Source organism: Dyella sp. Tek66A03, from assembly GCF_052567735.1.
The window spans coordinates 4,810,286-4,832,820 of sequence record NZ_CP199584.1 but is presented as its reverse complement, the minus strand read 5'-3'; the positions used below and the strand labels follow the sequence as shown (position 1 = coordinate 4,832,820).

The 22,535-nt window shown below is 61.4% G+C and carries 17 protein-coding genes; 8 read left to right on the top strand and 9 right to left on the bottom strand.

Annotation, left to right across the window (positions count from 1 at the left end; genetic code table 11):
* Nucleotides 1-14: 14 nt before the first annotated feature.
* Entirely contained in the window at nt 15-1,013 is a 999-nt protein-coding gene (locus tag ACT01B_RS21435; protein ID WP_445145222.1) for a YncE family protein, read from the top strand.
* Here ACT01B_RS21435 and ACT01B_RS21430 read toward each other — a convergent pair.
* A complete protein-coding gene (locus ACT01B_RS21430; RefSeq protein WP_445145221.1) occupies nt 985-1,119 on the bottom strand; it encodes a hypothetical protein in 135 nt (44 codons plus the stop codon). The two genes, ACT01B_RS21435 and ACT01B_RS21430, sit on opposite strands and share 29 nt — an antisense overlap.
* Before the next feature lie 80 nt (nt 1,120-1,199).
* On the opposite strand from ACT01B_RS21430, the gene ACT01B_RS21425 reads away from it, so the two are divergent.
* The gene (locus ACT01B_RS21425; protein ID WP_445145220.1) at nt 1,200-1,448 is read left to right on the top strand and encodes a hypothetical protein; all 249 of its coding nucleotides are present in this window, start codon (nt 1,200-1,202) and stop codon (nt 1,446-1,448) included.
* Here ACT01B_RS21425 and ACT01B_RS21420 read toward each other — a convergent pair.
* A complete protein-coding gene (locus ACT01B_RS21420; protein WP_445145219.1) occupies nt 1,376-1,966 on the bottom strand; it encodes an NADPH-dependent F420 reductase in 591 nt (196 codons plus the stop codon). The genes ACT01B_RS21425 and ACT01B_RS21420 overlap by 73 nt on opposite strands.
* Nucleotides 1,967-2,068: 102 nt before the next feature.
* Nucleotides 2,069-2,803 carry an SDR family NAD(P)-dependent oxidoreductase gene (locus tag ACT01B_RS21415; RefSeq protein WP_445145218.1) on the bottom strand — a complete coding sequence of 245 codons (735 nt, stop codon included), beginning with the start codon at nt 2,801-2,803 and terminating at the stop codon, nt 2,069-2,071.
* A 153-nt stretch (nt 2,804-2,956) separates the two neighbouring features.
* Between ACT01B_RS21415 and ACT01B_RS21410 the strand changes: the two genes are divergently transcribed.
* From ACT01B_RS21410 to ACT01B_RS21400, 3 genes are all read left to right on the top strand, one after another.
* Complete coding sequence (locus ACT01B_RS21410; RefSeq protein ID WP_445145217.1) at nt 2,957-3,535, top strand: TetR/AcrR family transcriptional regulator; 579 nt, start codon at nt 2,957-2,959, stop codon at nt 3,533-3,535.
* A 421-nt stretch (nt 3,536-3,956) separates the two neighbouring features.
* The gene (locus ACT01B_RS21405; RefSeq protein WP_445145216.1) at nt 3,957-4,223 is read left to right on the top strand and encodes a YciI family protein; all 267 of its coding nucleotides are present in this window, start codon (nt 3,957-3,959) and stop codon (nt 4,221-4,223) included.
* Nucleotides 4,224-4,917: 694 nt separating this feature from the next.
* Complete coding sequence (locus ACT01B_RS21400; RefSeq protein WP_445145215.1) at nt 4,918-5,325, top strand: MAPEG family protein; 408 nt, start codon at nt 4,918-4,920, stop codon at nt 5,323-5,325.
* A gap of 701 nt (nt 5,326-6,026) precedes the next feature.
* Here the strand turns inward: ACT01B_RS21400 and ACT01B_RS21395 are convergent.
* Nucleotides 6,027-6,479 (bottom strand): fasciclin domain-containing protein, encoded by a 453-nt coding sequence (locus ACT01B_RS21395; protein WP_445145214.1) that lies wholly within the window; start codon nt 6,477-6,479, stop codon nt 6,027-6,029.
* A 717-nt stretch (nt 6,480-7,196) separates the two neighbouring features.
* On the opposite strand from ACT01B_RS21395, the gene ACT01B_RS21390 reads away from it, so the two are divergent.
* Nucleotides 7,197-9,773, top strand: coding sequence for an ATP-binding protein (locus tag ACT01B_RS21390; protein WP_445145213.1), 2,577 nt, complete (start codon nt 7,197-7,199; stop codon nt 9,771-9,773).
* 293 nt (nt 9,774-10,066) lie between these two features.
* Nucleotides 10,067-11,302 (top strand): cation:proton antiporter domain-containing protein, encoded by a 1,236-nt coding sequence (locus tag ACT01B_RS21385; protein WP_445145212.1) that lies wholly within the window; start codon nt 10,067-10,069, stop codon nt 11,300-11,302.
* Between the two features lie 65 nt (nt 11,303-11,367).
* Here ACT01B_RS21385 and ACT01B_RS21380 read toward each other — a convergent pair whose 3' ends face one another.
* The 5 genes from ACT01B_RS21380 to ACT01B_RS21360 all read right to left on the bottom strand — a co-directional run bounded on the left by ACT01B_RS21380 (nt 11,368) and on the right by ACT01B_RS21360 (nt 21,159).
* Nucleotides 11,368-12,948, bottom strand: a complete 1,581-nt coding sequence (locus ACT01B_RS21380; RefSeq protein WP_445145211.1) for a tryptophan halogenase family protein — start codon at nt 12,946-12,948, stop codon at nt 11,368-11,370.
* Between the two features lie 341 nt (nt 12,949-13,289).
* Nucleotides 13,290-15,737, bottom strand: coding sequence for a TonB-dependent receptor (locus ACT01B_RS21375; RefSeq protein ID WP_445145210.1), 2,448 nt, complete (start codon nt 15,735-15,737; stop codon nt 13,290-13,292).
* Nucleotides 15,738-16,141: 404 nt separating this feature from the next.
* Nucleotides 16,142-18,673, bottom strand: coding sequence for a glycoside hydrolase family 3 N-terminal domain-containing protein (locus tag ACT01B_RS21370; protein WP_445145209.1), 2,532 nt, complete (start codon nt 18,671-18,673; stop codon nt 16,142-16,144).
* Nucleotides 18,674-18,852: 179 nt separating this feature from the next.
* Entirely contained in the window at nt 18,853-19,866 is a 1,014-nt protein-coding gene (locus ACT01B_RS21365; RefSeq protein WP_445145208.1) for a LacI family DNA-binding transcriptional regulator, read from the bottom strand.
* 381 nt (nt 19,867-20,247) lie between these two features.
* A complete protein-coding gene (locus ACT01B_RS21360; protein ID WP_445145207.1) occupies nt 20,248-21,159 on the bottom strand; it encodes a hypothetical protein in 912 nt (303 codons plus the stop codon).
* Nucleotides 21,160-21,709: 550 nt separating this feature from the next.
* Here ACT01B_RS21360 and ppk2 point away from each other — a divergent pair.
* A complete protein-coding gene (gene ppk2, locus ACT01B_RS21355; protein WP_445145206.1) occupies nt 21,710-22,531 on the top strand; it encodes a polyphosphate kinase 2 in 822 nt (273 codons plus the stop codon).
* Nucleotides 22,532-22,535 lie beyond the last annotated feature (4 nt).

Genomic DNA, 22,535 nt, shown 5'->3' with positions numbered 1-22,535 from the left:
CCAAGGAATAGGTCATGAACAAAATCGCATTAACGCTCATTTTGGCCGGCTTGCTGAGCTCTCCGGCATGGGCAGCTTCGGCAGCAACGAGCAACTATTCGGTTAAGCAACTCTACGCGCTGGATGGATCGGGTGGCTGGGACTACTTAACGTTAGATGACGCGTCGCATCGACTCTTCATAGCGCGCGATGACCGCGTGATGGTTGTCGACGCCACCAACGGAAGGCTGGTTAAAGAAATTCCTGGCATGCAGCACGCGCACGGCGTCGCACTCATCCCGGATATGCATCGCGCCTACGTGACCAACGGTCGCGGCAACAACGTAAGCGTCGTCGATCTAAACACGCTCAAGGTCGTCGAGCAGATTCCCGTAAGCGGAAAGGACCCGGATGCCGTCATCTATGAAAGCGCAACAGGACATGTGCTTTCCATGAACGGCGACAGCAACAACATCAGTGTGATCGACCCCGCAAGCAACAAAGAAGTAGCAACGATCGCTCTGACCGGTAATCCCGAGTTCGCCGTTAGCGATGGCGCCGGCAACGTTTATGTCAATCTCGAGGACAGGGGTGAGATAGCCCACATCGACATCAAGGCCAATGCCGTCCGGCAGACATGGTCCTTGGCACCCTGCAAAGGCCCTACGGGTCTTGCCATCGATAGCATCAACAAAAGGCTGTTTTCGGTGTGCGCGAACGGATGGCTGATCGTCACCGACGCCAGCAACGGGCATCAGGTCGCTAAGGTCGCCGTGGGAAAAGAGCCTGACGCAGTGGCATACGATGCACAAAGCAAGACTCTCTTCAGCCCGAGTCGTGATGGGGTCCTGAATGTCATTCATCAGGATGACGCTGATCATTACTCCGCCGTCGGCACCGTGCCAACCATGAAGTCGGCGCGAACGCTTGCGTTGGACGCGAAGTCCCACGATGTGTTCCTGGTAGGAGCAAAGAATGCGGAACGAGGCAAGCCCGTGAGCGGCTTTACGCTACTTGTCGTTGGTAAACATTAATCGCACCCATGGCGCATTCCTGCGAGCCATCTAGTTGTTGATGTGCGTCCAAAACTGAGCCACCTAAGAAGGTGATGATTTGCTCTTCGGTAAAACGCTTCTTCACGTCCAATCTCCGTCAGTTGAGGGATTGGACCCAAAATCGCAGTGTTACTCAAAACTGCGGGCACGTCGGATGCAGGCTTGATGTTCCTGTGCATTCAGCACGATCCACGCCAGGGCTTCATCAAGATCCTCGACAAGACGCCGAAGATCTTGATGAAGCAGTTCGTGACGCACATCGGTGGCGGCGTGTTCGCCTGCCCGCCAGGTGTGCGGGAGGGCGGATACGTGGGCCAAACTTTGTTCGGCGTCGCCCTTGGTCACTGCTCCTTCTTGAACAGGTCCTGGAAGATCAGGGGCCCCCAGATCCCGTTCCGCGCCTGCACGAGCTGACCGCCTTCCGCGATCTTGCCGAGATTGACCGGCGCATAGCCGAGCTGCTCGGCCAGGGCGGCGACCGTTGCGGTCGCGCTTTCATCGTCGCTCGACAGGAATACAACCCGTCGTCCGCCGTTGACGGCCGGGTCTTCCGCGAGAACGCGGGCAGGCAGATGGTTAAACGCTTTGACCAATTGAGCGCCGGGCAGGGCCCGGGCTATTACTGAAGAGGAAGGAAGGTCGCCCAAATCGTCGAGAGTGTTCGTCACGTCGATCACGATCTTACCCTGCCAGCTTGCCCGTGCCTTCGCGACCTCTTGGTGCTGCTCGTACCGGACAGCCAACATGACGATGTCGGCCGCGAGCGCATCCTTCAAGTTCTTGGGAACGATCGTCGGGCCGATCGCGTTTGCCTGCGGCGCGAGCGCTTCAGGCGGATGCCTGCTTGCTACAGCCACTTCGATGCCCTTGCGGGCGAACATGCGGGCCAGCGCCTGGCCGACCGCGCCAAAACCTACAATTGCGTAGCTCATATCACGTTTCCGATCGGTGTTGAAGTTGGTTGCCCGGAATGATCCAGGCGCGATAAGCGTCTTCCCGGAGTGCCAGGCAATCGCACGCTTTTCGGCGCGATTTCAGATGGCTGAAAAGCCGCCGTCGACAGACAACTCCACCCCATTCACGAAGCTCGAATCGTCTGAAGCAAGAAACAGCGCGGCCGCCGCAATTTCCTCAGGACGGCCCATCTTTCCCCGCGGGATCAGGGATTCGAACATCCGCTTCGCCTCCTCGTCGAGAACTTGGTCCTGCATCGGTGTGGCGATCGGCCCCGGGCTCAGCACGTTCACCCGGATATTCCTACCCTTCAGTTCGTTGAGCCACGTGCGTGCGAATGAGCGCAGCGCCGCCTTGCTCGCCGCATACACGCTGAAACCAGGAAAACCTTTCACCGAAGCAACGGACCCGGTCATGAAGATCGATCCGCCATCGTTGAACAGCGGCAACGCCTTCTGAACCGTAAACAGGGTGCCGCGCGTATTCAGGCCGAACTCCGCATCGAAGTGCTGCTCGGTAATCTCGCCCAGGGGGACGGCTTTGCCTATGCCGGCGCTCGCGTACAGGATGTCGATCTTGCCCTTTTCCCGCTTGACTGTATCGAACAGGCGGTCGAGGTCGTCGAGATTGGCGGCGTCGCCGCGCACGCCGGTCACGTTCCGGCCAATCAGTCTGACGGCCTCGTCGAGCGCCTCCTGCCTCCGGCCCGTGATGAAAACGTAGGCACCTTCTTCAACGAAGCGCTTGGCGCTCGCCAGCGCCATGCCGCTCGATCCGCCCGTGATGACTGCAACCTTACCCTCAAGCTTTCCCATGACTTTTCACCTTTCGTCGTGTCGAACAGCGTCTCTGTTCCCATTGGGACGGCGGCGCTGTATCTTGTGGATCACCGATCCAGATCCTGACTCATAGCATCCGGACCACTGATCCGAATATATGGATCACTGCTCCGTTTGTCAAGGCGACCCATGCGAGCCGACGCCAGAAAGAATTACAGCCATCTACTTGCAGTCGCGCGTGACGTCGTCACCGAGCATGGTGTCGATGCGTCCATGCGAGATATCGCGCGCCGGGCCGACGTTGGGTTGGCCACACTGCTTCGTCATTTCCCGACGCGAGAAGCCTTATTCGAAGCGTTGCTGTGCAGGAATATGGAGGCACTGACGCAGAAGGCAGACGAACTCGAAACGTCGAAGCCAGCTGACGAAGCACTCGTATCCTGGTTCCGCGACGGGGTGGCGTTCGTCCATAGCTATCGCGGCGTTGTCGACTTGATGGCGAGCGCCCACGCGGACCCGAACTCCGCGCTTTACGCTTCATGCGCAACAGTGCACGCAGTGGGCGCGCGGCTACTGCTCCGCGCTCAGGCCGAAGGAACGGCGCGCGCCGATATGGATGGGGACGACCTGTTCGCCCTGATGTCGGCACTCGGCTGGCTCGCCGGCCAACCCTCATTGGCGCCGCGGGCCGATCATCTCTTTCACGTGATCGCGAGCGCCATCCTGACAAACCCGTCGAGCAACGATGTCAAGAAGGCAACGCGTTGAATCAGTTCGGCGATCGGATGCTCGAGAGTATGGTCAACTTGCGGGATGGTGCGCACGCGAAGGTTCTACGGGGCTGGACCCGACCGTCGCGCTCATAGCTTCCTCTACAGGGTTGATGAGTTCGCGCTCAGTGATGTCATTGCAAGCAATGATTCAGCTTGCCAAGGCGAGCGAGACTGACAATTTGTGCTTGGGCAGGCGCGCGATGGGTGTTGGTGAGTCAATCCAGGTCCGGACCAAATGACCGCTCTCGACGGCGGCCTCAACCGGTAGTTGCAACACCCAGAGACTGCGTCAGCAGCAGGTGTGTTGCAACGACCGGTTGAATCCGCAACCTGAGGCGGACATCACGTAGGTCATCGGTTGATGCTCTCGAGTTACTCTGTAGTCTGCCAAACCTTGCTCGATTCAAGGAGCCGCTATGAAGGTGCTCATGTTTTATGACTTGGCCCCGGGTGGGTTAAGCCGGGCTTCCGTCCACCTGTCAGCACATCAGTCGCGCTTACGTGAATTTCATATGCGAGGCACGCTACTGATGGCTGGGCCGTTTGGAAATCCTCCAGAAGGTGCTCTTGGCGTTTTCACCAGCAGGGACGAGGCAGAGGCGTTCATCCAAGGTGACCCTTTCGTGCTCAACGAGGTAGTTGCAAGTTGGCGTTTAGTTGACTGGCACGAAGTGCTTAGTTGAGCCACTGGTCGTTCTTGCCGGAGCAAGGAGCCGCAAGGTTGGCATTTTCCGAGGTTCATCTGTAGCGCGCCGCGCAGCATGCGCGCCAAGATTCCACCAATTCGTCGCATCCACCGGCTGAATCCGCAAGCCGAAGCAGACATTGCGGCTACGGTGGGCCATCGGCAGTCTGGGTACGTCTGCTACTCGCCGCCGTCTTGGCGCTTTGCGACACGTTGGCTCTTGTACTGTGCGCTCGATTGCGTCCCTGCTTCGTATCCCGTGCCTCAAGACGGTGATTAAAGTTCAGCGCTACATCGCGAACTTCCTTTGGCGCATACGGGAGTTCGCAATCTGCGTGGGCACTTGCAAGGTGAGTGAGAAGAAGGATTCCAATCAGGCGGTACATAATGGCGCTCCAAGGATGGAGCAATATCCATTGGGAACCGGTCGCCGACTATCCGGATCTTGCGCTTCGGCGGATCGAGGCGATCGACTATTGGCGACCGCGCGCGACTCATAGGCGCCAGCGGTCAGTCGTTTGACTCGTTGGGTTGTCACGCAGGCTCCGCCTGGGCAACGATACTGCGTCGTATGCGTGCAGCGGCCCGGATTTCCCGAGAACGCTAACCGCTCGGCTTAAGTCGACAAAACACGTCCGGAGAGATTGAGCTAGAACGTTCTCATCCGCTTCGACACATGGGAGGGCTGATCGATGAGCACATCTGCCTTGATGCTGACGCTTTTTATCGCGTGGGCACTCTTCTTACTTATTCTCATGGAGGTCATCCGCTCTTCCCTGGTTGTTTCGGGACGAGCCAAATCCAATGAATTCAGGCCGGACAACGCGAACCATTCACCATTTTTGCAACGACTGGCACGCGCGCATGCTAACTGCATCGAAAGCTTTCCCATCGTTGGCGGTCTTCTTCTTGTAGCCATTACCACCGGCCGTACCGATGTCACTGATGGGCTCGCCCCATGGCTACTGATAGCTCGATTTGGTCAATCGATCATTCATCTCTGCGCATTGAGCGTCATCGCGGTCAACGCTCGTTTCTTCTTATTTGCGGTGCAGATTGCGATTGCGGGCTACTGGACATGGGCCCTCATTGCACGATAGTTCGCGCATTCGTTACATGCGACACAACCATTTGAGGTGTGCTCCTCTTCGCCGTTGACTGGTGTATCACAACTCCAGTTTGGCACTCGATGCCGAAGGCGGGGAGGAGCCCATATACGGACATTCCAGCACCTGGGAATCAACGGTCGAGAGGCCTCGGAGTCCGTCAACGCGGCTCCCAGTCTCTGAACATCGCTGGGCCTTCAGCTGCGTAGCGCCAAGCACAGGCCTGGCAGCCGCATCCGCCCAAGCAGGGCCTAGCGCAACCGGTCCCGCACCGGCACGGCTCGAGCCGTGCTTTTCCTTTGCGCATCACGAAGAAGTCAGCGATGTCGAAATAGCCGTTCGTCACAGGGTAGCGAAGGTGACCTTCGGCGGTAGGGCTGGGATTTGACATCATTATCATTTGACGACCCCTGCTGGAGCCTCGTCGTACGGCTCCGTCCGTTAGTGATTCGGATTGCCCGTAACGCTGGTGGTTTTTCTCCCTTCGGAATAGGAAGGCGCCCACACAGAAGCTCCTCATACGGGCGAACCACGACACCAACATCTTAGGTGGATGTAGCGCGAGTCATCCGCGCCACTCGGGGTAGTGAGCCTCGGGGGCGTATTCTCGGCATTAGCGACTGGGCCGGCTGGGACCGCGATGGTTGGATCGAGGTGTTGTGGTGAGGGCGACCTCACCACAAGACCATGGTCGACTACTGCTTGGTAGGCACAATAACCGTATCGATCGCATGGATGAAGCCATTGCTCGATGCGATATCCCGCTGCGTTATGTTCGCTCCGCCGATGCTCAGCTTGTCACCGTCCTTCCTGACAGCAGCAGATTGACCCTGCATCATCTTCGGTGCGGACAGTTTCTCGACGTCCACAGCCGATGTCCGGCCTGGTAGCACGTGGTACTTCAACACGGAGATCAATTCCGCCTTGTTCTCTGGCTTCAGCCAGTTGTCCAGCGTGCCCGTGGGAAGCTTGGCGAAGGCCGCGTCAGTCGGTGCGAAGACGGTGTACGGACCTGATCCTTTGAGGACATGGGTTAGTTCGGCCGCTTCCAGAGCTTTGCCGAGAGTGTTGAAAGAGCCGTTAGCCGCTGCAGTGTCGACCAGGTTCTTGGAGGAACCGTGAGTAGTCTTGGAATCATGATTGGACATGGGTTGCCTTGAGTGATGATCCGCATGGCGGATTCTGGGCGGCCGAAACCGCAACTCCGATGTGAATCGAAGAAGTACTCAGATGGCGTTAGGGAGAGGACCGCGTGGCTGAGACGCCTGCCAAGGAGGAGACTTTCTTTCCTGGCGCCACCGGAGCATGCGCTCGCAGTTGTTAGCTAAGGGTAACGCGGTGAAGTGCGGGCGACGCCGTCGCGGTTCCTGCGAAGGACTATGCTGAGTCGATAACCAACCAGAAGGTAGCGCTCATGGCAACTGTTTCCGGCAAGTCCGCTAATGGCTTTACGTACGAAGGCGACTACCAGCATGCAAGCTCGGGTCGCGTCACATGGACTGCAACGTACAGGCGAAGCGGCGTCTTGTTTGGTATGCGGCACGGGCGCATCAACGAACTTCAGGGAGTTCCCGTTCTCGAGGTCGATACCGCTGTAAAGGACGATATCGAGCATACGTTGGCGCAAACTACCTAGGGGAAAAGGTGTCAGGGACAATTAGAGATGGCGAGGCAGTATCGGCTTGCATGCAAGCAAGCGCTCATGGAAGTCTGCTCCGCGCTGGGAGGCGAGGCAGCGGGCGGTGCCCGTCGGGGTATAAGCTGTGCGTTCGGGGGCGCAGAGTCTTAAAGATTCGGTAAGGGAATCTCAAGACGCGACTCGGCAAGGATCGCCATAACCAGGTCCGGAAGGGGCGCGCTGGGGCATGGCGAACGAAAAGCACCCGGAAGAGCAGGAGAGATCCGCTGCGTTCGCGTTTGCGAACGTGGTCGTCGACTCGTGGGCCCATCGGGTGACGCGCGATGGGCGTGAAATTACCGTGGAGCCGAAAGCTTTTGCCGTGCTGCTGAAGCTGCTGGCGCACCCAGGCCAGTTGATCAGCCGCGACGACCTGCTGGACGCCGTGTGGGGACACAACTTCGTCACGCCTTCTACACTCAGCCGGGTCATTGCGCATCTGCGAAGGGCGATGGCGGACGACAGCGAACAGCCGCGCTACATCCAGACCGTGCACGGCCTGGGCTACCGCTTCATCGCGCCGCTCAGTGAGCAGCAACCGGAGCTGGCGCAGGAGCCGGCGCCGGCGCTGGGCTTCGTGCCGCCGGTCCGTGCCCGCCTGCCGGAACGGGCCGACGCGTTGATCGGACGCGACGACGATCTCACCCAGCTCGGCCACCTGCTGCAGGAAGCCCGCCTGGTGACGGTGGCTGGTGCCGGTGGCATCGGCAAGACGCAGGCCGCCTTGGAAGTGGCACGGAGCGTCACCAGGGACTTTCTGGACGGCGTGTGGCTATTCGATTGCACGTCGCAAACCGATGGTGATGGGCTCGCACGCTGGCTGGCCGGCCTGTTTGATATACGCCTCACGGCCGGCATGGACGAATTGATGGCACGCCTCGGCGCGCAGCTGAGGACGCGTCACGTCTTGCTGGTGTTCGACAACTGCGAACGTATCGCCGGGCCGTTAGCGGCGGCGATCGAGGTCTTGCTGGCGGCAAGCGTGGATCCGCGCGTGTTGGTCACCAGCCAGCACCGCCTGAACTGCGCGGGCGAAACGCTCTACTGGCTCCCGCCACTGGATGTGCCGCCGGTGGGCGAATGGAACACGGACGAGGATGTCGCGCGCCTGTCCCAGGTGCCTTCGGTGAAGCTGCTACTGGCGCGCTCGCGTGCGTTTGCATCGGGCTTCGCGCTGACCCTGGCCAACGCGTCCACGGTTGCCGAGATCTGCCGTCGCCTGGATGGATTGCCGCTGGCTTTGGAGATAGCGGCGGCACGACTACGCCTGCTGAGCCCCGAACAGCTGTTGCAGCGAATGGACGTCCATTTGCTGAATATCGCCGAGGGCTGTCCCAGCTGGCCGGCCCGCCACCAGACCCTGCGTGCGCTGATCGACTGGAGCTTCGCGTTGTTGTCGGGGCGCGAGTGCTCGCTGCTCGGCGGACTCAGTGTCTTCATTGGTCCATGTACGCTGGGCGGAGCCAGCGCGGTCGGCGCGGTCTTCGGCCTCTATGACGAACAGGTCATGGATGCGTTGGGTGGACTGGTCGACAAATCCTTGCTGGTCGTCAACACCGCTACGCTGCCGCCGAACTATCGCCTGCTCGACAGCGTGAGGCTCTACGCCCTGGAGAAACTTGCCGAGAACGGCGATGTGGAACGCGTGCGCGACGCGCACCTGGCGCATTTCGTGCGTCTCGCAGAGCGGGTCGACGCGGAAATACGTGGCGAGCATGAGCAGCTGTGGTGCGAACGAGTCAGACACGAATGGGCCGATCTGCACGCGGCATTCGAATATGCCGTGTCGCGACGGGATCGCGTCGACATGGCGCTGGCCCTGAGCGGCAACCTGTGTTGGTACTTCAGGATGGGCGCCGACTACGGTGAGGCCGCGCGCTGGCTCGACCAGGCGTTGTGCCTGGGGCTGGCGCTGACACGGCAGCGGGCGCAGGCACTCATTGCCTGCGGCATCATGCAACACCAGTTGCAGGTGCACGAGCGCGCGCAGGAACTGCTGCGCGACGGCATCGCGTTGGCGGAGCAGCTGGGGGAGTCGAGCCTGGCGGGTGCAGGCCGGGCCGTACTGGCGTTCGAGTTGGCGACCTCTGGGGATATCGCCGGCGCGGAGGCCTGTGCGGCTTCGGCGCAGATCATCGCGGACGTTCAGGGCGACGCGTGGCTACGCTCGATGGCGCTGTTGGGCCGAGGCATTGCGTTCGCCTTGAGCGAGCAGCACGACGAGGCGGAGGCTTGTCTCGGCGAAGCGTTCGACGCGGTGTCGACGCCCGGCCATGGCGTGTATCAACAGGCGTACGTGCTGATCAACCGGGCCCTGCAGCGCTATTACCTGGGTCAACTGCCCGGGGCGGCGGGAGACTGGCTGGCAACCATCGAGGCCTTCGTCGAACTCGAGGACTGGCGCGGCGTGGCCGGCTGCGTCGAAGGTGCAGCTTATTTGCTGAGCGAGCGTGGCGAGGTGAAGCGGGCCGCGCGCTTCCTGGCTGCGGCAGCACACGTACGCGAATTCACCGCCGCGCCGCTGATGCCGCAATGGCTCAAGGCGCAGGTGGCGGTCGAAACGGTAGTTCGCGATGCGCTCGGGCCATCCATCGAACAGGTGCAGAAGGACGCTGTCACCACGCGCTTCAGGGAGATCGTGGCCGAAGCTCGCACGGCCTTGGCCGAAGTGGCGGCGAATCAGTCTGCTCGCGCCGATGTCAGCAAACGCTCCAGGTCGTTACCGTCGCCGACGTCGGCCAGTCGCGAACGCGGCAAGAGGTAGCAGAGACCATGAAAGATGGTGAGCTTCGCCCGATGGGTCGCAGCGCGGTGAAGCGACCTGTCCTGACTGCAATCCACGAGCGAAACCGATCCGTCCTCGGCATTTTCTGCTCAGGCCATGGATTGTCGTACAGCCCTCTCCGAAGTCCTTGCGTAGTCATTGATGCGTTGGCCGCTTGCAGGATGATTGCTTGAATGGCGGCTACGCCGTGTACATGGCGCCATACTGAAGGGTGTCACGAAACAATTGCTGTTACTGGGTGATCATCGAATAATGCCTTGATCAGGGGACGGATGATCGACATGTTGGTATTTCTACTGCAGGCCATGTTTATCGTCGCCCTGCCGCCGTTAATTGCCTATCAACTGCGCCTCATGTCGATGGTACCGCTGGTGGTGGTGCAGATCCTATTCGGAGTGGTATTGGGGCCCTCATGCTTCGGACGTTGGGCGCCGGCTGCTTACGCGATGATATTCTCTCCGGCCTCCCTCGTTTTTCTATCGCACGTGTCCGCGATCGCGCTGCTTTTCTTTGCGCTGGTTACGGGAATGCACTTGGATTTCAAGACGCTTCGGGGCGATGGGAGGGCGCTTGCCTTGATATCCGGAGCGAGCATGTTGGTGCCTTCGCTGCTCGGGTTTTCGGTGGGCATGGTGATTGCCGCGATGTATCCGCAACTGCTTGACCCACGACATTCCGCCATCCAGTTTGCGGTCGCCATCGGTATATGTTGCGGGGTTACGGCGTTGCCGGTGCTGGCGGCGATCCTGCGCGAGCTGGATCTGCTCGATCACCGACTGGGGCAATTTGCGCTGACCTTGGCAGCGGCGAATGACGGCGCACTCTGGATTGTCCTGGCGGTTTTTCTTGCCGGATTGCAGCTAGACGGATCAGGCGCATCAAGCAACGTCGTCGAGATTGTTTCCAGTCTGCTTTACTTCGGCGGCATGCTCGGCGTCGTGCGTCCGTGGCTTGCGCGTTACGCTGGTCGCACTCAGGTGTCGACCGATACCATGCTTATCATCGCTTGTGTTGCCGCGATCCTGTCAGCAGCCATGACCGAATGGCTAGGCTTGCACTATCTGCTTGGTGCGTTTATTGCGGGTACGATCATTCCCACGACCTGGCGCTCAATACTTTTGGAGCGAATAGAGCCATTAACCGTCAACATCCTGTTGCCGTTCTTCTTCATTGTTACGGGCCTGAAAGTATTTATTGACGTGGCATCACCCGGTTTCCTCGAAATCACGGTGCTGCTTACCTTGTTTGCCGTCGTCGGCAAGATCGCCGGGACAGCGCTCACCGCGCGCATGACCGGCGAGTCCTGGCGGTTCTCGCTTGGCCTGGGCGCGCTGGCCCAGGCTAAAGGCCTGATGGAAATCGTGGTTGCGACCATCTTGCTGGACGTCAAGGTGATTTCCCCCACGATATTTTCGGCGGTGCTGATCATGGCACTGATCAGTACGACGCTGGCCATGCCGATGACCCGTTTGACCTTGGCGCGGCATGGAACGCGTGGCTTGGCTTAGTTCCTGGGAGGAGACACCCGCGCCGGCGTTTACTTCACCTTGGCGCGGCTCGGAAGCGACTCGAACTACGCCGCCGTGCCCTGCAGGTTTGTCCGTTGCCGGTATTCGTTGCACATGTGCTCGACCAGTGCGCGGTGATCAGGAAGGTCGTTGAGGGCGAGGGCGGCCACTTGCTGGATGGTGGCGAACTCCTGGCGCGCCTCATCGAAGCGTGGATAGTTGCCGCGCATGGGTTCCATATCCGTTTTGAACTCCATGCCGTAGAGCACGTATTGCCAGCTGGAGGCCATGAACATCTCCAGGTCGCTGACGAAATCGAGGCGATGCGGTGGCCGGTTCCTCCATAGCGCGAGCTTGTCCTGCAGGGTTTGCGGGATGCTGGCGGGGTCGGCGTTGTCGATCCAGAACGCCGTGTCGCGCCGCTGGCTCACGCAGTAATGCATCTTGATGAAGTCGATGATGCGGTCGTAGCGGGCTACCATCATGGTGTTGAAGTGGCGCGCGGCGCGTTCCATGTCGTCGGTGTCACCCGGCAGCAGATGGGTAAGCAGGTACGTGGCTATTTCGATCAGCGCGATGCCGGTCGATTCCAGCGGCTCGACGAAGCCGCCGGCCAGGCCGACCGCCACACAGTTCTTGCGCCAGTGCTCGGGCCGGTAGCCGGTTTCGAACTTGATGTTGATTGCCTTCAGTTCATCACCGGCCGGAGCGAGATAGCGGCGGAACACTTCCTCGGCGCGCGCATCGTCGGTGTGTCGCGAGGAATACACGTAGCCGACGCCGCGGCGCTTCTGCAGGCCGATGTCCCAGATCCAGCCGGCTTCCTGCGCGGTCGAGATGGTGTACGGAGGGATCGGCGAATCCGCTTGCGCATAAGGCACCTGCATCGCCACCGCGCGGTCGGCGAACAGTACATCGCGGCGGCTGTGAAACGGCGACTGCATGATCCCGCCGATCAAGGTGCCGCGCAGGCCGGTGCAATCCACGTAAAGGTCGGCGCTGAGTGCGCCCAACTCACGTGTGACCACGAGCGCGATAGCGCCTTGCTCATCGAGCTCCGCGCGCTCCACCGTTGCGACGAGCCGTTTGACGCCCAGTACCTCCTGGCCGTGCTCCGCCAGCACCTTGGCGAAGCAGGCGGCATCGAAGTGGAACGCGTGATTCATCGGCCCTTGATAGTCAGGGTCCTTCAGGCGCTTGGGGCCGCGGCCGTGATCGACCAGCATGCTTTGCATGGTCACTGCATCGGCGAATGGCATACCCTCGGGAGCGGCTCCCAATAACCAGTACGGCAACAGCTCGGGGCCCCCAGGGCGCTGGCTGGGCTGGCTGAAGGGGTGAAAAAAGTGATCATGACCGGGCGTGCCGGGCGGCCTCACCCAGTGGCGATAATGGATGCCTTGCTTGTAGGTCGCCGTGGCGCCCACCAGGAAGCGTCGTTCATCCAGACCAATGGCTGACAGCGTGCCGCGAATCGAGGGAAAGGTAGCCTCGCCCACGCCAAGCAGTCCGATGTTGTCCGACTCGACCAGATGCACTTGCACGCCATCCGGGTGGACCGCATTCATCGCCTTCGCCAGGTAACACGCCGCCAGCCATCCGGCCGTGCCGCCGCCCACGACGAGTACTTTCTTCAATCGCGACATGTCTCAATCCCTTTTGCTGGCAGTGCAAGCGGCGATCACTGGATACAGCCGTTGGGTACCCGATTGCAACTCCGCCACTCTGCGCAGCAAAGCCTAAGTTAGGCGTGTCACATATCCCGCACCGGGTCGGTTGCGAGCGACGCGGGAAGCGTGTTTCAACGCCGGCCCACAGTCCCGCGAACATCCCCATGAATCAACGATCACAGCATGCCAGAGAAGGACCGGATCCCCCCACAAGGATCCAGCCAAGTCGCCATTCTCGGGAGGGGACGGCATCTCAATGGAGATGCCGTCGGGAGAACAGCCGGTGTGTCGCGGTGTGGGCCACTGGGGTGGGATCACTAGAACCAGAAGCCCAGCTGGACACCGTAGGTGCGTGGCGGCAGGTACTGGGAGATGTAAACCAGGTTGCCATTGACCATGCTGCTGCCTGCGCTGGTCCTGATGCGGCCGTCCGAGACGTTCTGCACATACGCGTTGACGTACCAGCGGTCGCCCGGCTCGGTGTAGCGCAGCGACAGGTCGCCGCGAACGTACGCCTTCTGCTGGTCCGATGCCCCCAGGTTGAACCAGCTCAGCCACTGCATGCTCTGGTACTGGGCGCTGAGGCGCGGCGTCAGGCGGGCACCATTCCCCAGGTGGAAGTCGTGCTCGTAGATGGCGGTTAGCGAGACGTCCGGCGCGTGTGGCAAGTCGTTGCCGGTCACATTCAGGCAGTTGCCAACGCCCAGGGGCGCGGTCGGTGGGCACGCCGGGAATCCCGCATAGTCGTTGCTGCCGGCGTATAGCAGGGTACCGATCCGCTTCTTCGGGATCGCCGAGAAGATCAGATTGGCGCGGTCATTCTGTAGCTGCACCGCCAGCTCCGATTCGATGCCGAACACTTCCGTGTCGCCCTGCACATTGGAGAAGCCCAGGCCATGGGCGCCATTGGCATAGGTGATGGGTGCGGACAGCTGGAAGTTCTTGAAGTCCATGTAGTACATCGCGCTATTCCAGGTCAGGTGACCATCGAGGAAGGCGAACTTGGTGCCAATTTCATAGTTGGTGAGCGTTTCGGGTTGGTACAGCGCGCCACCGTCCTGCGTGCCACCCGACTTGTAGCCGGTGGAAATGCTGGCGTAAGCCAGGCCATGCTCGCTGATATCCGTGTCTACACGCAGCAGCCCGGTGACCTTGCTCTTGCTGTACGAAGCGGTGTTCAACTGCCCCGCGCTGAAGCCGGTTGCCGGTGATGGCAGAACGCCCGGCGAGATCGGAATTTGCGGCACGCTGGGATCGTAGGCCCAGTCCCAGTTGACGCCACCTTCGTTGGCCTTGTCGTCATGCGACCAGCGTGCGCCGCCGGTCAAGCGCCAGTGATCGGACATATGCCAGGTGGCCTGACCGAATACCGCCTTCGACTCCACCGTCTCCTTCGGCTGGATAAACGAACCCTGCCAGTTGACCGAGCCTTGCTCGGTTCCGTTCATGATCGGAATATCGAAACGGATGTTGTTGTCTTCGTGCTCGTAGTACGCACCGACAATCCAGTCGATGGTCTGCTGGCCGGTCGACTTCACGTCGATTTCGTGGCTGTAGCTTTCGTAGTTGGAGTAGTTGGTGCGGTCTTCCTGGGTCACGCCTCCCGTGGTGAAACTGGTGGGCACGGCCACGCCGACGTCCTGGTCGAAGTCGCTCTTGCCCGAGTAACGGTTGTAGCCGGCGATATAGGACAGTTCCATGCCGTCGGTGAAGTCCCAGTCCATGCGGCTACGCACGGTCTTGGAGGTTCGGTCCAGGTAGGGCGCGGTGTTGATCAGCGCGGACCAAAAGTCCTGACCCTCACGTGGTGACTGCATCAGGCTCAGGTTGGGGGTACCGCGGTCGACGAAATACTCGTACGACAAGTTCCACTTGAAGGTGTCACTGGGCTGCCACAGTGCGCTCACGCGGGCGGCCGACTGATTCTGCGAGTTGTACTTCGGGCCGCTTTGAATGAACTGGTTGAGATTGATCGGCTGGAAGCTCGCCGCGTTGCCACCCTGGGCCAGATAGGTCGCCTGCTGCTGCGCTACCGATGGGATCTCGCTGGCCGGGTTTTGGTAGCTGACATAGCCATCATGCTGCTCGTGCACCACCGCTACGCGCATGGCAAAGGTGCTGCTGATGGGCAGGTTGATCGCGGCGCGCGTGCCAATTTGGTTGAAGTTGCCGGCTTCGATCTGCCCGTTGCCATAGAAACCGCCGCTGATGTCCGGCTTGGCAGTCTGGAAATTGATGGCGCCTGCGGTGGAGTTGCGGCCCCACAGCGTGCCCTGGGGGCCACGCAGCACTTCCACACCGTCCATATCCAGCAGCAGGGACGAGGCGGCTTCGGCGCGCGCTGCATACACGCCGTCGACGAAGGTGGCCACTTCAGGATCGGCGTACTCGGTCTTGGCGCTGTCATTGCCGATGCCGCGCAAGGTCAGCGTGACCACGCCATGATCACCCTCGGACGTACCTTGCAGGCCTGGCACGAGCCTGGTCAGGTCCTGCACTGTCATCACGCGCTCTTTGTCGAGCGTATCGGGGGTAATCGCCGTGACAGCGATGGGCGTCTTCTGCAGCGGCGTTTCACGCTTGGTCGCCGTGACCGAGATGGCAGACAACTGCTTGACCTTGCGGTCGGGTGCCGTCGGATTCTGGGACGGCGGATTCTGCGATGGCGCGTTCTGCGGTCCGCCATCCTGCTCCGCGGCAAGCACCGTGCCCGGTGCGAGTGCGAGTGCCATGGCGACATGCAGCGCCGAGTATCTCAACTTCATTGAACTTCCCCTCTCATTCGTTCGGATAGTTGTTAGCCGCCACATACCTCGGCGACGACGACGTCAACGACAACGAAATTCCTCACTCCCCCGACAATGCCGCCGACTACAAAATGACAGCGCTGTCATTTGTCGATGATAAGGCGCTTCTGGCCGAGAAGCTTGCCGCACGGCAGCAAGCCCTCGAAAACTCCCGCAACCCTTGCCGCACCTCGCCTTGCGCCCTTCATTCGGCGCACCAAAGGCCATTTAATGGTGCAGAGCAAATGGGCGTCTTAACGTCCGATGTCAGGAAATGGCCCGGGCTCGAAAGTCGGCGCCCGATCTATTCGGCGCTGCACTGCAGGTTTCAGGTGCGCGTACCAAGGTCATCGAACAGCCGCTTGGGCAAGTAGCAGCTAAAGCTACTTGGCGCAGTTGATGACCTGATCCACGTCCGTGCCCAGCGCGGCCCGGGCCATTGCCAGCTCGGTGCCCCGGCCGCCGCCCAGCGCGAACGGCTGGTCGATGTGATGCATGTCCGCGCCCGCAGCACGGAAGCACTTGAGCGGAACGCCGATACGGATCCACTGCCCCGCCGGCAGCTTGGCCAGTTGCGCGCCCAGTGGCACGCGCCCCTGGCAACCTTTGCCGCAGCCCATGCCGATCCACACGTCTTGCGTGGGTAGCGCGTCGACGCGCAACGTCGTCACCAGGAGAACGTCACCATTGGTTTCGCGATCGAGGTCCATCGGTGCGCGCGCATGAACCGCCAGCTGCGCCTTGTCACCTTGCCAGATGAAGCGTCGAGCATCCTCCTGCGCCTGGTAATCGAGCGAGCTCATGCCAAGGCTGCCGTCACTCGTCCGGGCTGGCGATACGTCGGCGGAAACAGGGGCCTGGTCCGCGCCGACGAGAAGGAAGCTGTAGCCATGCACAGCCTTGCCGCGATCGATGTAATTGCCTACCGGAATCTGCTCGCCGCTGATGCCCGAGAGTTCGGAGAGCTTTGGCAAGGTCGCGTGATCGGCATAGGTCAGGCCATAGCCGAGCGCGAATTGCGGCGCACCCTGTCCATGCACGGCGGTTCGTGGCCACGCATAAGCCAGTTTGCCGTGGAAGTCGTAGGCAACCTGCCCGTCAGGCTTGCGCAGCAGTACATCGGCCACGCCACCGCCTTCGCTGCCGGGCAGCCATGCCACCACGAAGGCATCCGCGGCATTGATTTCGCGATTCACCCACAGCGTGCGTCCGGTAAGAAAGACGCCAACCACGGGCACGCCTTCGCCACGCAGTTGGCGGATCAAGGCGAGATCATGGTCGTCGCCAGGGCGATACATCAGGTTGGGGATATCGCCCTGGAATTCGGCGTACGGATCCTCGCCAAACACCACCACGGCCACATCGGGCTTGCGGGTATAGCGACCATCGGCGGCAATCTCCGCCTGGCCACCCGCCGCCTTGACCTGCTCGGCCATTCCCGCGCCGATCGACTGCGCATGCGGGAAATTCGAGTTCTTCAGACCGGAGCCTTGCCAGGTCAGCGTCCAGCCGCCGTTCTGGCGGGAAATATTGTCCGCACCGTCACCGGCGATCAGGATGTGCTGGCGCGGATCGAGCGGCAGCAGGCCATCGTTGTTCTTCAGTAACACCAGCGATTCGCGCACGGCACGGCGTGCGATGGCACGGTGAGCCGCACTACCAACCACCTCGGCCGATTTCGCCGCCAGCGGCTGTGTCGACGGCAAACCAGCGTCGAACAGACCGGCACGAATTTTCACGCGCAGGATGCGCGCCACCGCATCATCAAGACGTGCCGTCGAAATCACGCCGGACTTCACTTCCGCCAGCGTGTGCTCGTACAGGCCGCGCCAGCTGTCGGGCGCCATCAACATGTCGACACCGGCATTGATGGAGGCCGCACAATCCTCGTTGGTGCAGCCCGGAATCTGGCCGTGGGCATTCCAGTCGCCGACCACCATGCCCTGGAAGTCCATGCGCCCTTTAAGCACATCGGTCAGCAAGCCCTTGTTGGCGTGCATCTTCACGCCGTTCCAGCCCGAGAACGAGGCCATCACGGTCTGCACGCCGGCGTCGATGGCCGGCGCATAGCCCGCGGCGTGAAGCGTGCGCAGGGCGGACTCGTCAATCTCGGCATCGCCCTGGTCCTTGCCGTTCTTGGTACCGCCATCGGCAAGGAAATGCTTGGCGGTGGCGACGACATGCGAACTGTCGAGGAACTGCGGCGTGCCGACCTTACCCTGCAATCCCTCGACCATCGCCACGGCGTAGCGCGCGACTAGCTGAGGATCCTGCGAAAAACCTTCGTAAGAACGGCCCCAGCGCACATCCTGCGGCACCGCAATAGTGGGTGCGAACGTCCAGTTGATGCCGGTGGCGCGTACTTCCTCGGCCGTGGCCGCAGCGATCTCGCGCATCAGCGCCGGATCGTGCGCGGCACCGAGCGCGGAATTTTGCGGAAACAAGGTGGCGCCGACGGTGTTGTTGTGCCCGTGCACAGCATCAATGCCGAACAGCAGCGGGATCGCCACGTGACCGTCGCTGGTGTCCATCGAGGCGCGATAGTACGCATCGGACAGTTTCTTCCACTGCTCGGCATCAGCGAACAGCTCACCGTTCGGCCTGGAGTTGCCACCGGCGAGAATCGCGCCGAGCCGATACTTGCGCACGTCCTCGGGCGTCACGCTGAGGATATCCGCCTGGATCAGCTGGCCGACTTTCTCCTCCACGGTCATCTTGGCCATCAGCGAAGCAAGGCGCTGTTCCAGTGGTGCGCTCTGCGGCAGCGGCCAGCTGGCGCGTGGCCATTGGTCGGGGTGCACGGTGGCGGCGCTATCGGCCCATGCCTGGCCACCCTGCATGCCGGCCAGCAGCATGGCCACGACGGACGGGACACTACGCAATCGACGAACGGACGCCAGCACAGCTCTCTCCATCAGGGGGGACTGGTTCCCCCTCGGAGCCAGTCACGGCGCAGACTGACAGAAATGACAGCGCTGTCAATTTGCGCCGCAACAGCGCCGTCCGCGGCGTCGACACGCGTTCTAGGAGCGTGGGTGTCGCACCCGGCGGGACGGGTCAGGGGGCGATGGCGTCCTGGGACAACCGCTAGCCATCAGGGTACGGCGGCGGTCGATTCGCGCAGTTGAAGCGAGTAAGGGACTTGTATGAGCAATCCCGCGCCACGCCCGCGAAGAATCTCCATGAGCTGCAAAGTAGCCAGCTTCCCCATCTCCTTGCTTGGCTGCCTCACCGTGGTCAGCGGTGGCCACAACTGGGTCGCCAAGGGCGTGTCGTCAAACCCGCAGACGGACAAATCACGCGGTATCTTCAGGCCACGTTCGTTGGCTGCCCACATGACGCCGGCTGCCATGTCATCGTTGGCGGCGAAGATCGCGGTGGGAGGTCTAGGCAGTGCAAACAGCTGCCGTGCGGCAACCACACCGGAGCCGAACGTAAATTCCCCCTGGACCACATAGTCGGGATCGCAAGGCATGCCGGCGGCAGCCAATGCGTCCTTGTAGCCAGCCAGTCGCCAGCGACTGGCACCATGGTTGGCGATACCTACGATGTGCGCAATCCGCTGGTGTCCAAGTTCGACCAGGTGGGTGACCAACGCTTTGGCAGCCTGCTGCTCGTCCATGCACACACCAATGACGCCTTCGCGGTGGACTGGGGAGATGCTGGCATGAGGAACGCCGGACTCTTTCAGGCGCTGCAATAGTGGCGGGTAGTCGGTGAGCGGCGGCGTGACGATGACGCCATCGATCTGGTGATCGGAAATCAAGGCATCGACTCGACGCATAAAATCCTGCCCGCGCATGCGCAAGGGGCAGGCCATCATGCTGTAGCGATGTGCGTCGCATGCATCGAGTACGCCATCCTGGATCTCGGCGAGATAGGTCGAGGCCGGGTTGTTGTTGTTGTTGTACAGCATGGCAACCAGGAACGAACGGTTGCCGGCCAGACCCCGTGCTGCCGGGCTCGGGCGATAATTCATCGACGCCATGGCGGCCAGGACGCGTTGGCGCGTGGAGTCCTTGACCGACGGCTCTTCATTCAAGACGCGGGAAACTGTCTTAGGCGAGACACCCGTCGCTCGCGCTACATCTTCCAGGCGCACCCGCATGCTTTCTCCCGACATCGTGGTCTTGCTAGGTGACTATGCCTCTCGCGTGCAGAGCTTAACAAGAACCCCATGCGGACGGCCGCGCATTTGTCACGCGTCGCGCCGTCACCCAGACCGCAACGTCGGCTAACGGTGGGCGCCCGGTGGGTCGGAACGCCAAGACCGTCGTTCGGCTGAGCAAGCTTTACGCATATAACGCAGCGCTTCCCGGAGCCCGACCGAGTTGCCCATCGAAATCCGCGCGTTAAGGAGAAGCAGGGCGTCGCTACACCTTCCATGGACAAGCTGGCCTCGGACCAGCCCTCCCTGGTCCCTGCGGTAAAGCCGGAGATGGGTCAGCGCGTGGTCGGCACGGCGTGCGCCGTGAGCATGCCATTGAACTCAGGGGCGCAGCGTGGCCGTCAGCATGATCGGCTGGTCCGTATGGCCGTTGGGGCCGTGGAATTCGTAGATCCAGCGCGAGCGCAATTCAATATTGCTGCCCATCCATCGGTGGGCCCAGGAGACCTGGGGACCGACGCCCAGGGCGAGACCGCTATTTGCCGTGTAGTTCGCGCCGCGGCCCGGCATGCTGCCAGGGTCGGAGTTGGGTTGCTCGATGGCAGCGGCGACGCCGCCATATCCCCAGCCGCCCGGGGTTCGTTTCATCAGCATCGATTCGAAGCGTCCAACGAAGCCGTTCCGATACATCGCGTTGGATTTTTGCGAGAACACACCCATCGCGAAAACGGTGGAGGATTCGACATCCGAGCCGGAAAAAACCTTCGTATAGGCCACTCTGGGCTTGATGGCCCAGACGTCCGAACTGGTGCTGCTGCGGCGCGCGGTTTGGAAGCCGTTCGAAGACGAGGCCGCGCCCAACGAAAATGCGATACGGGCCGTCTGGCTGATGCGATAGCTGGCGATCACCGGCACATAGGAGGGTGCGTAATGGCCGTTCGCCGGATCGACGCCGAGTGCGTCGGCTTCAATGCCGGCGGGGATCGGGGCAGCTGCGTAAGGGGAGATTACCAGCGACGCGAAGCTCCAGCGGCTTGGTGTCCCACCCCATGCATGCATGTCGCTCCTGGCCGGAAGCAGCCAGTCTCCGCTGAACTCTGCAATAGCTTGGGTCGCGTCCGGGATGGGCGCTGCGGGCCCTGGCAAGCCATGGTCAGAGGTCGTGCTGGAACTCCAGGCCCGGTCCGGCTCGACCTGTCCCGACAGCGTATGGAATGGGACTGGGGAGCCCGGTGCCTGACCATCCGCGCCCTCGCCTCCAGCGAGCACCGGCACTGACCAGAACAGCGCCACCAGCGATACAGCGGCGGTACGGAAGAGCGGACTCATCGCCATGCCCCCAAGAAGAGCATCTAGTCAGTCATTGACTACGCGGAGAGCGCGGGCTAGTCGTCGGCGGCTGCCGGCATCATGAAAGTCGTGGAGCTGTCGGCTCGAAATCTTCCTTCGTGACGACCAGGTGCGCTTTCAGCGCCTTATTTAGACACCATGCCTGTCAATCTTCTGTGCATGTTGGTTTGACCTGCGGGCGCGATCGCTTGGCATGGATGTCCGGCTTCGTCTGCGGGCTCGGGGTACTCCCCCCCCGGAACGGCTGGGCCGACCGCGGCGCCTCTGTCCCGATCCTGCCGCCGCCGCTGCCACCGAAGCCGCAAACGTGACGAGATCTTCATGGCGGCGGCGATAAGTTCGCCATATGCGGCAAGGCTGGTGCGGCTGCAAAGGTTGTTTCGTGCGAACGATGGCGACGCCGTTGGCCTTCGTCGAGGGTTGGCGTGCCAGCCAGGTCCACGGTGTCCGCCCTGAAACGCCAGGGTGGCGCGGGAACATGAGGGGCGATGCGATGGCAAAGGACAAGAAGGAAGCCAAGGCGGACGACTCCGCCGGCCCGACGAAGCTCAAGAACAAGGACTATCAAAGCGAACTCCAGCAGCTGCACGTCGAGCTGGTGAAGCTGCAGGGCTGGGTGCAGAAGCATGGCGCCAAGATTTGCATCGTTTTCGAAGGGCGCGATGGCGCAGGCAAGGGTGGTGCCATCAAGGCCATCACCGAGCGGGTGAGCCCGCGCGTGTTCCGCGTGGTCGCGCTGCCTGCACCCACCGAGCGCGAGAAGAGCCAGATGTATATCCAGCGCTACCTGCCCCATTTGCCGGCGGCGGGTGAGATCGTGATTTTCGATCGCAGCTGGTACAACCGCGCCGGCGTCGAGCGTGTGATGGGTTTTTGCACCGACGAACAGGTGGAGAGCTTCCTGCGCGTGGCGCCGCTGGTGGAGCGCGGCATGGTCCATTCTGGCCTCACCCTGCTGAAGTACTGGCTGGAAGTGGATGAAGCCGAGCAGACGCGCCGTTTGCAGGGGCGCATCGACGATGGGCGCAAGATCTGGAAGCTGTCGCCGATGGACCTGAAGTCCTATGGCCGCTGGTACGACTACTCGCGCGCACGCGACGACATGTTTCGCTCGACCGACACGGAGTTCGCACCGTGGCTGGTGGTCAACTCCAACGACAAGCGACGCGCCCGCCTCAACATCATCAACGACCTGCTCAGCCGCATTCCGTACAAGGAAGTGCCGCGCGAAAAAGTGGTCCTGCCCAAGCGCGAGAAACGGGGTGATTACCGCGAGCCGGACTATCCCTACCGCTTCATCGACGAGAAATACTGACCGG

Excerpts from the sequence above, each read along its gene's own strand:
- ACT01B_RS21435 (WP_445145222.1), top strand. The coding sequence starts at position 15 with ATGAACAAAATCGCATTAACGCTCATTTTGGCCGGCTTGCTGAGCTCT.
- ACT01B_RS21425 (WP_445145220.1), top strand. The coding sequence starts at position 1,200 with ATGTTCCTGTGCATTCAGCACGATCCACGCCAGGGCTTCATCAAGATC.
- ACT01B_RS21420 (WP_445145219.1), bottom strand. The coding sequence starts at position 1,966 with ATGAGCTACGCAATTGTAGGTTTTGGCGCGGTCGGCCAGGCGCTGGCC.
- ACT01B_RS21415 (WP_445145218.1), bottom strand. The coding sequence starts at position 2,803 with ATGGGAAAGCTTGAGGGTAAGGTTGCAGTCATCACGGGCGGATCGAGC.
- ACT01B_RS21410 (WP_445145217.1), top strand. The coding sequence starts at position 2,957 with ATGCGAGCCGACGCCAGAAAGAATTACAGCCATCTACTTGCAGTCGCG.
- ACT01B_RS21405 (WP_445145216.1), top strand. The coding sequence starts at position 3,957 with ATGAAGGTGCTCATGTTTTATGACTTGGCCCCGGGTGGGTTAAGCCGG.
- ACT01B_RS21400 (WP_445145215.1), top strand. The coding sequence starts at position 4,918 with ATGAGCACATCTGCCTTGATGCTGACGCTTTTTATCGCGTGGGCACTC.
- ACT01B_RS21395 (WP_445145214.1), bottom strand. The coding sequence starts at position 6,479 with ATGTCCAATCATGATTCCAAGACTACTCACGGTTCCTCCAAGAACCTG.
- ACT01B_RS21390 (WP_445145213.1), top strand. The coding sequence starts at position 7,197 with ATGGCGAACGAAAAGCACCCGGAAGAGCAGGAGAGATCCGCTGCGTTC.
- ACT01B_RS21385 (WP_445145212.1), top strand. The coding sequence starts at position 10,067 with ATGATCGACATGTTGGTATTTCTACTGCAGGCCATGTTTATCGTCGCC.
- ACT01B_RS21380 (WP_445145211.1), bottom strand. The coding sequence starts at position 12,948 with ATGTCGCGATTGAAGAAAGTACTCGTCGTGGGCGGCGGCACGGCCGGA.
- ACT01B_RS21375 (WP_445145210.1), bottom strand. The coding sequence starts at position 15,737 with ATGAAGTTGAGATACTCGGCGCTGCATGTCGCCATGGCACTCGCACTC.
- ACT01B_RS21370 (WP_445145209.1), bottom strand. The coding sequence starts at position 18,673 with ATGGAGAGAGCTGTGCTGGCGTCCGTTCGTCGATTGCGTAGTGTCCCG.
- ACT01B_RS21365 (WP_445145208.1), bottom strand. The coding sequence starts at position 19,866 with ATGCGGGTGCGCCTGGAAGATGTAGCGCGAGCGACGGGTGTCTCGCCT.
- ppk2 (WP_445145206.1), top strand. The coding sequence starts at position 21,710 with ATGGCAAAGGACAAGAAGGAAGCCAAGGCGGACGACTCCGCCGGCCCG.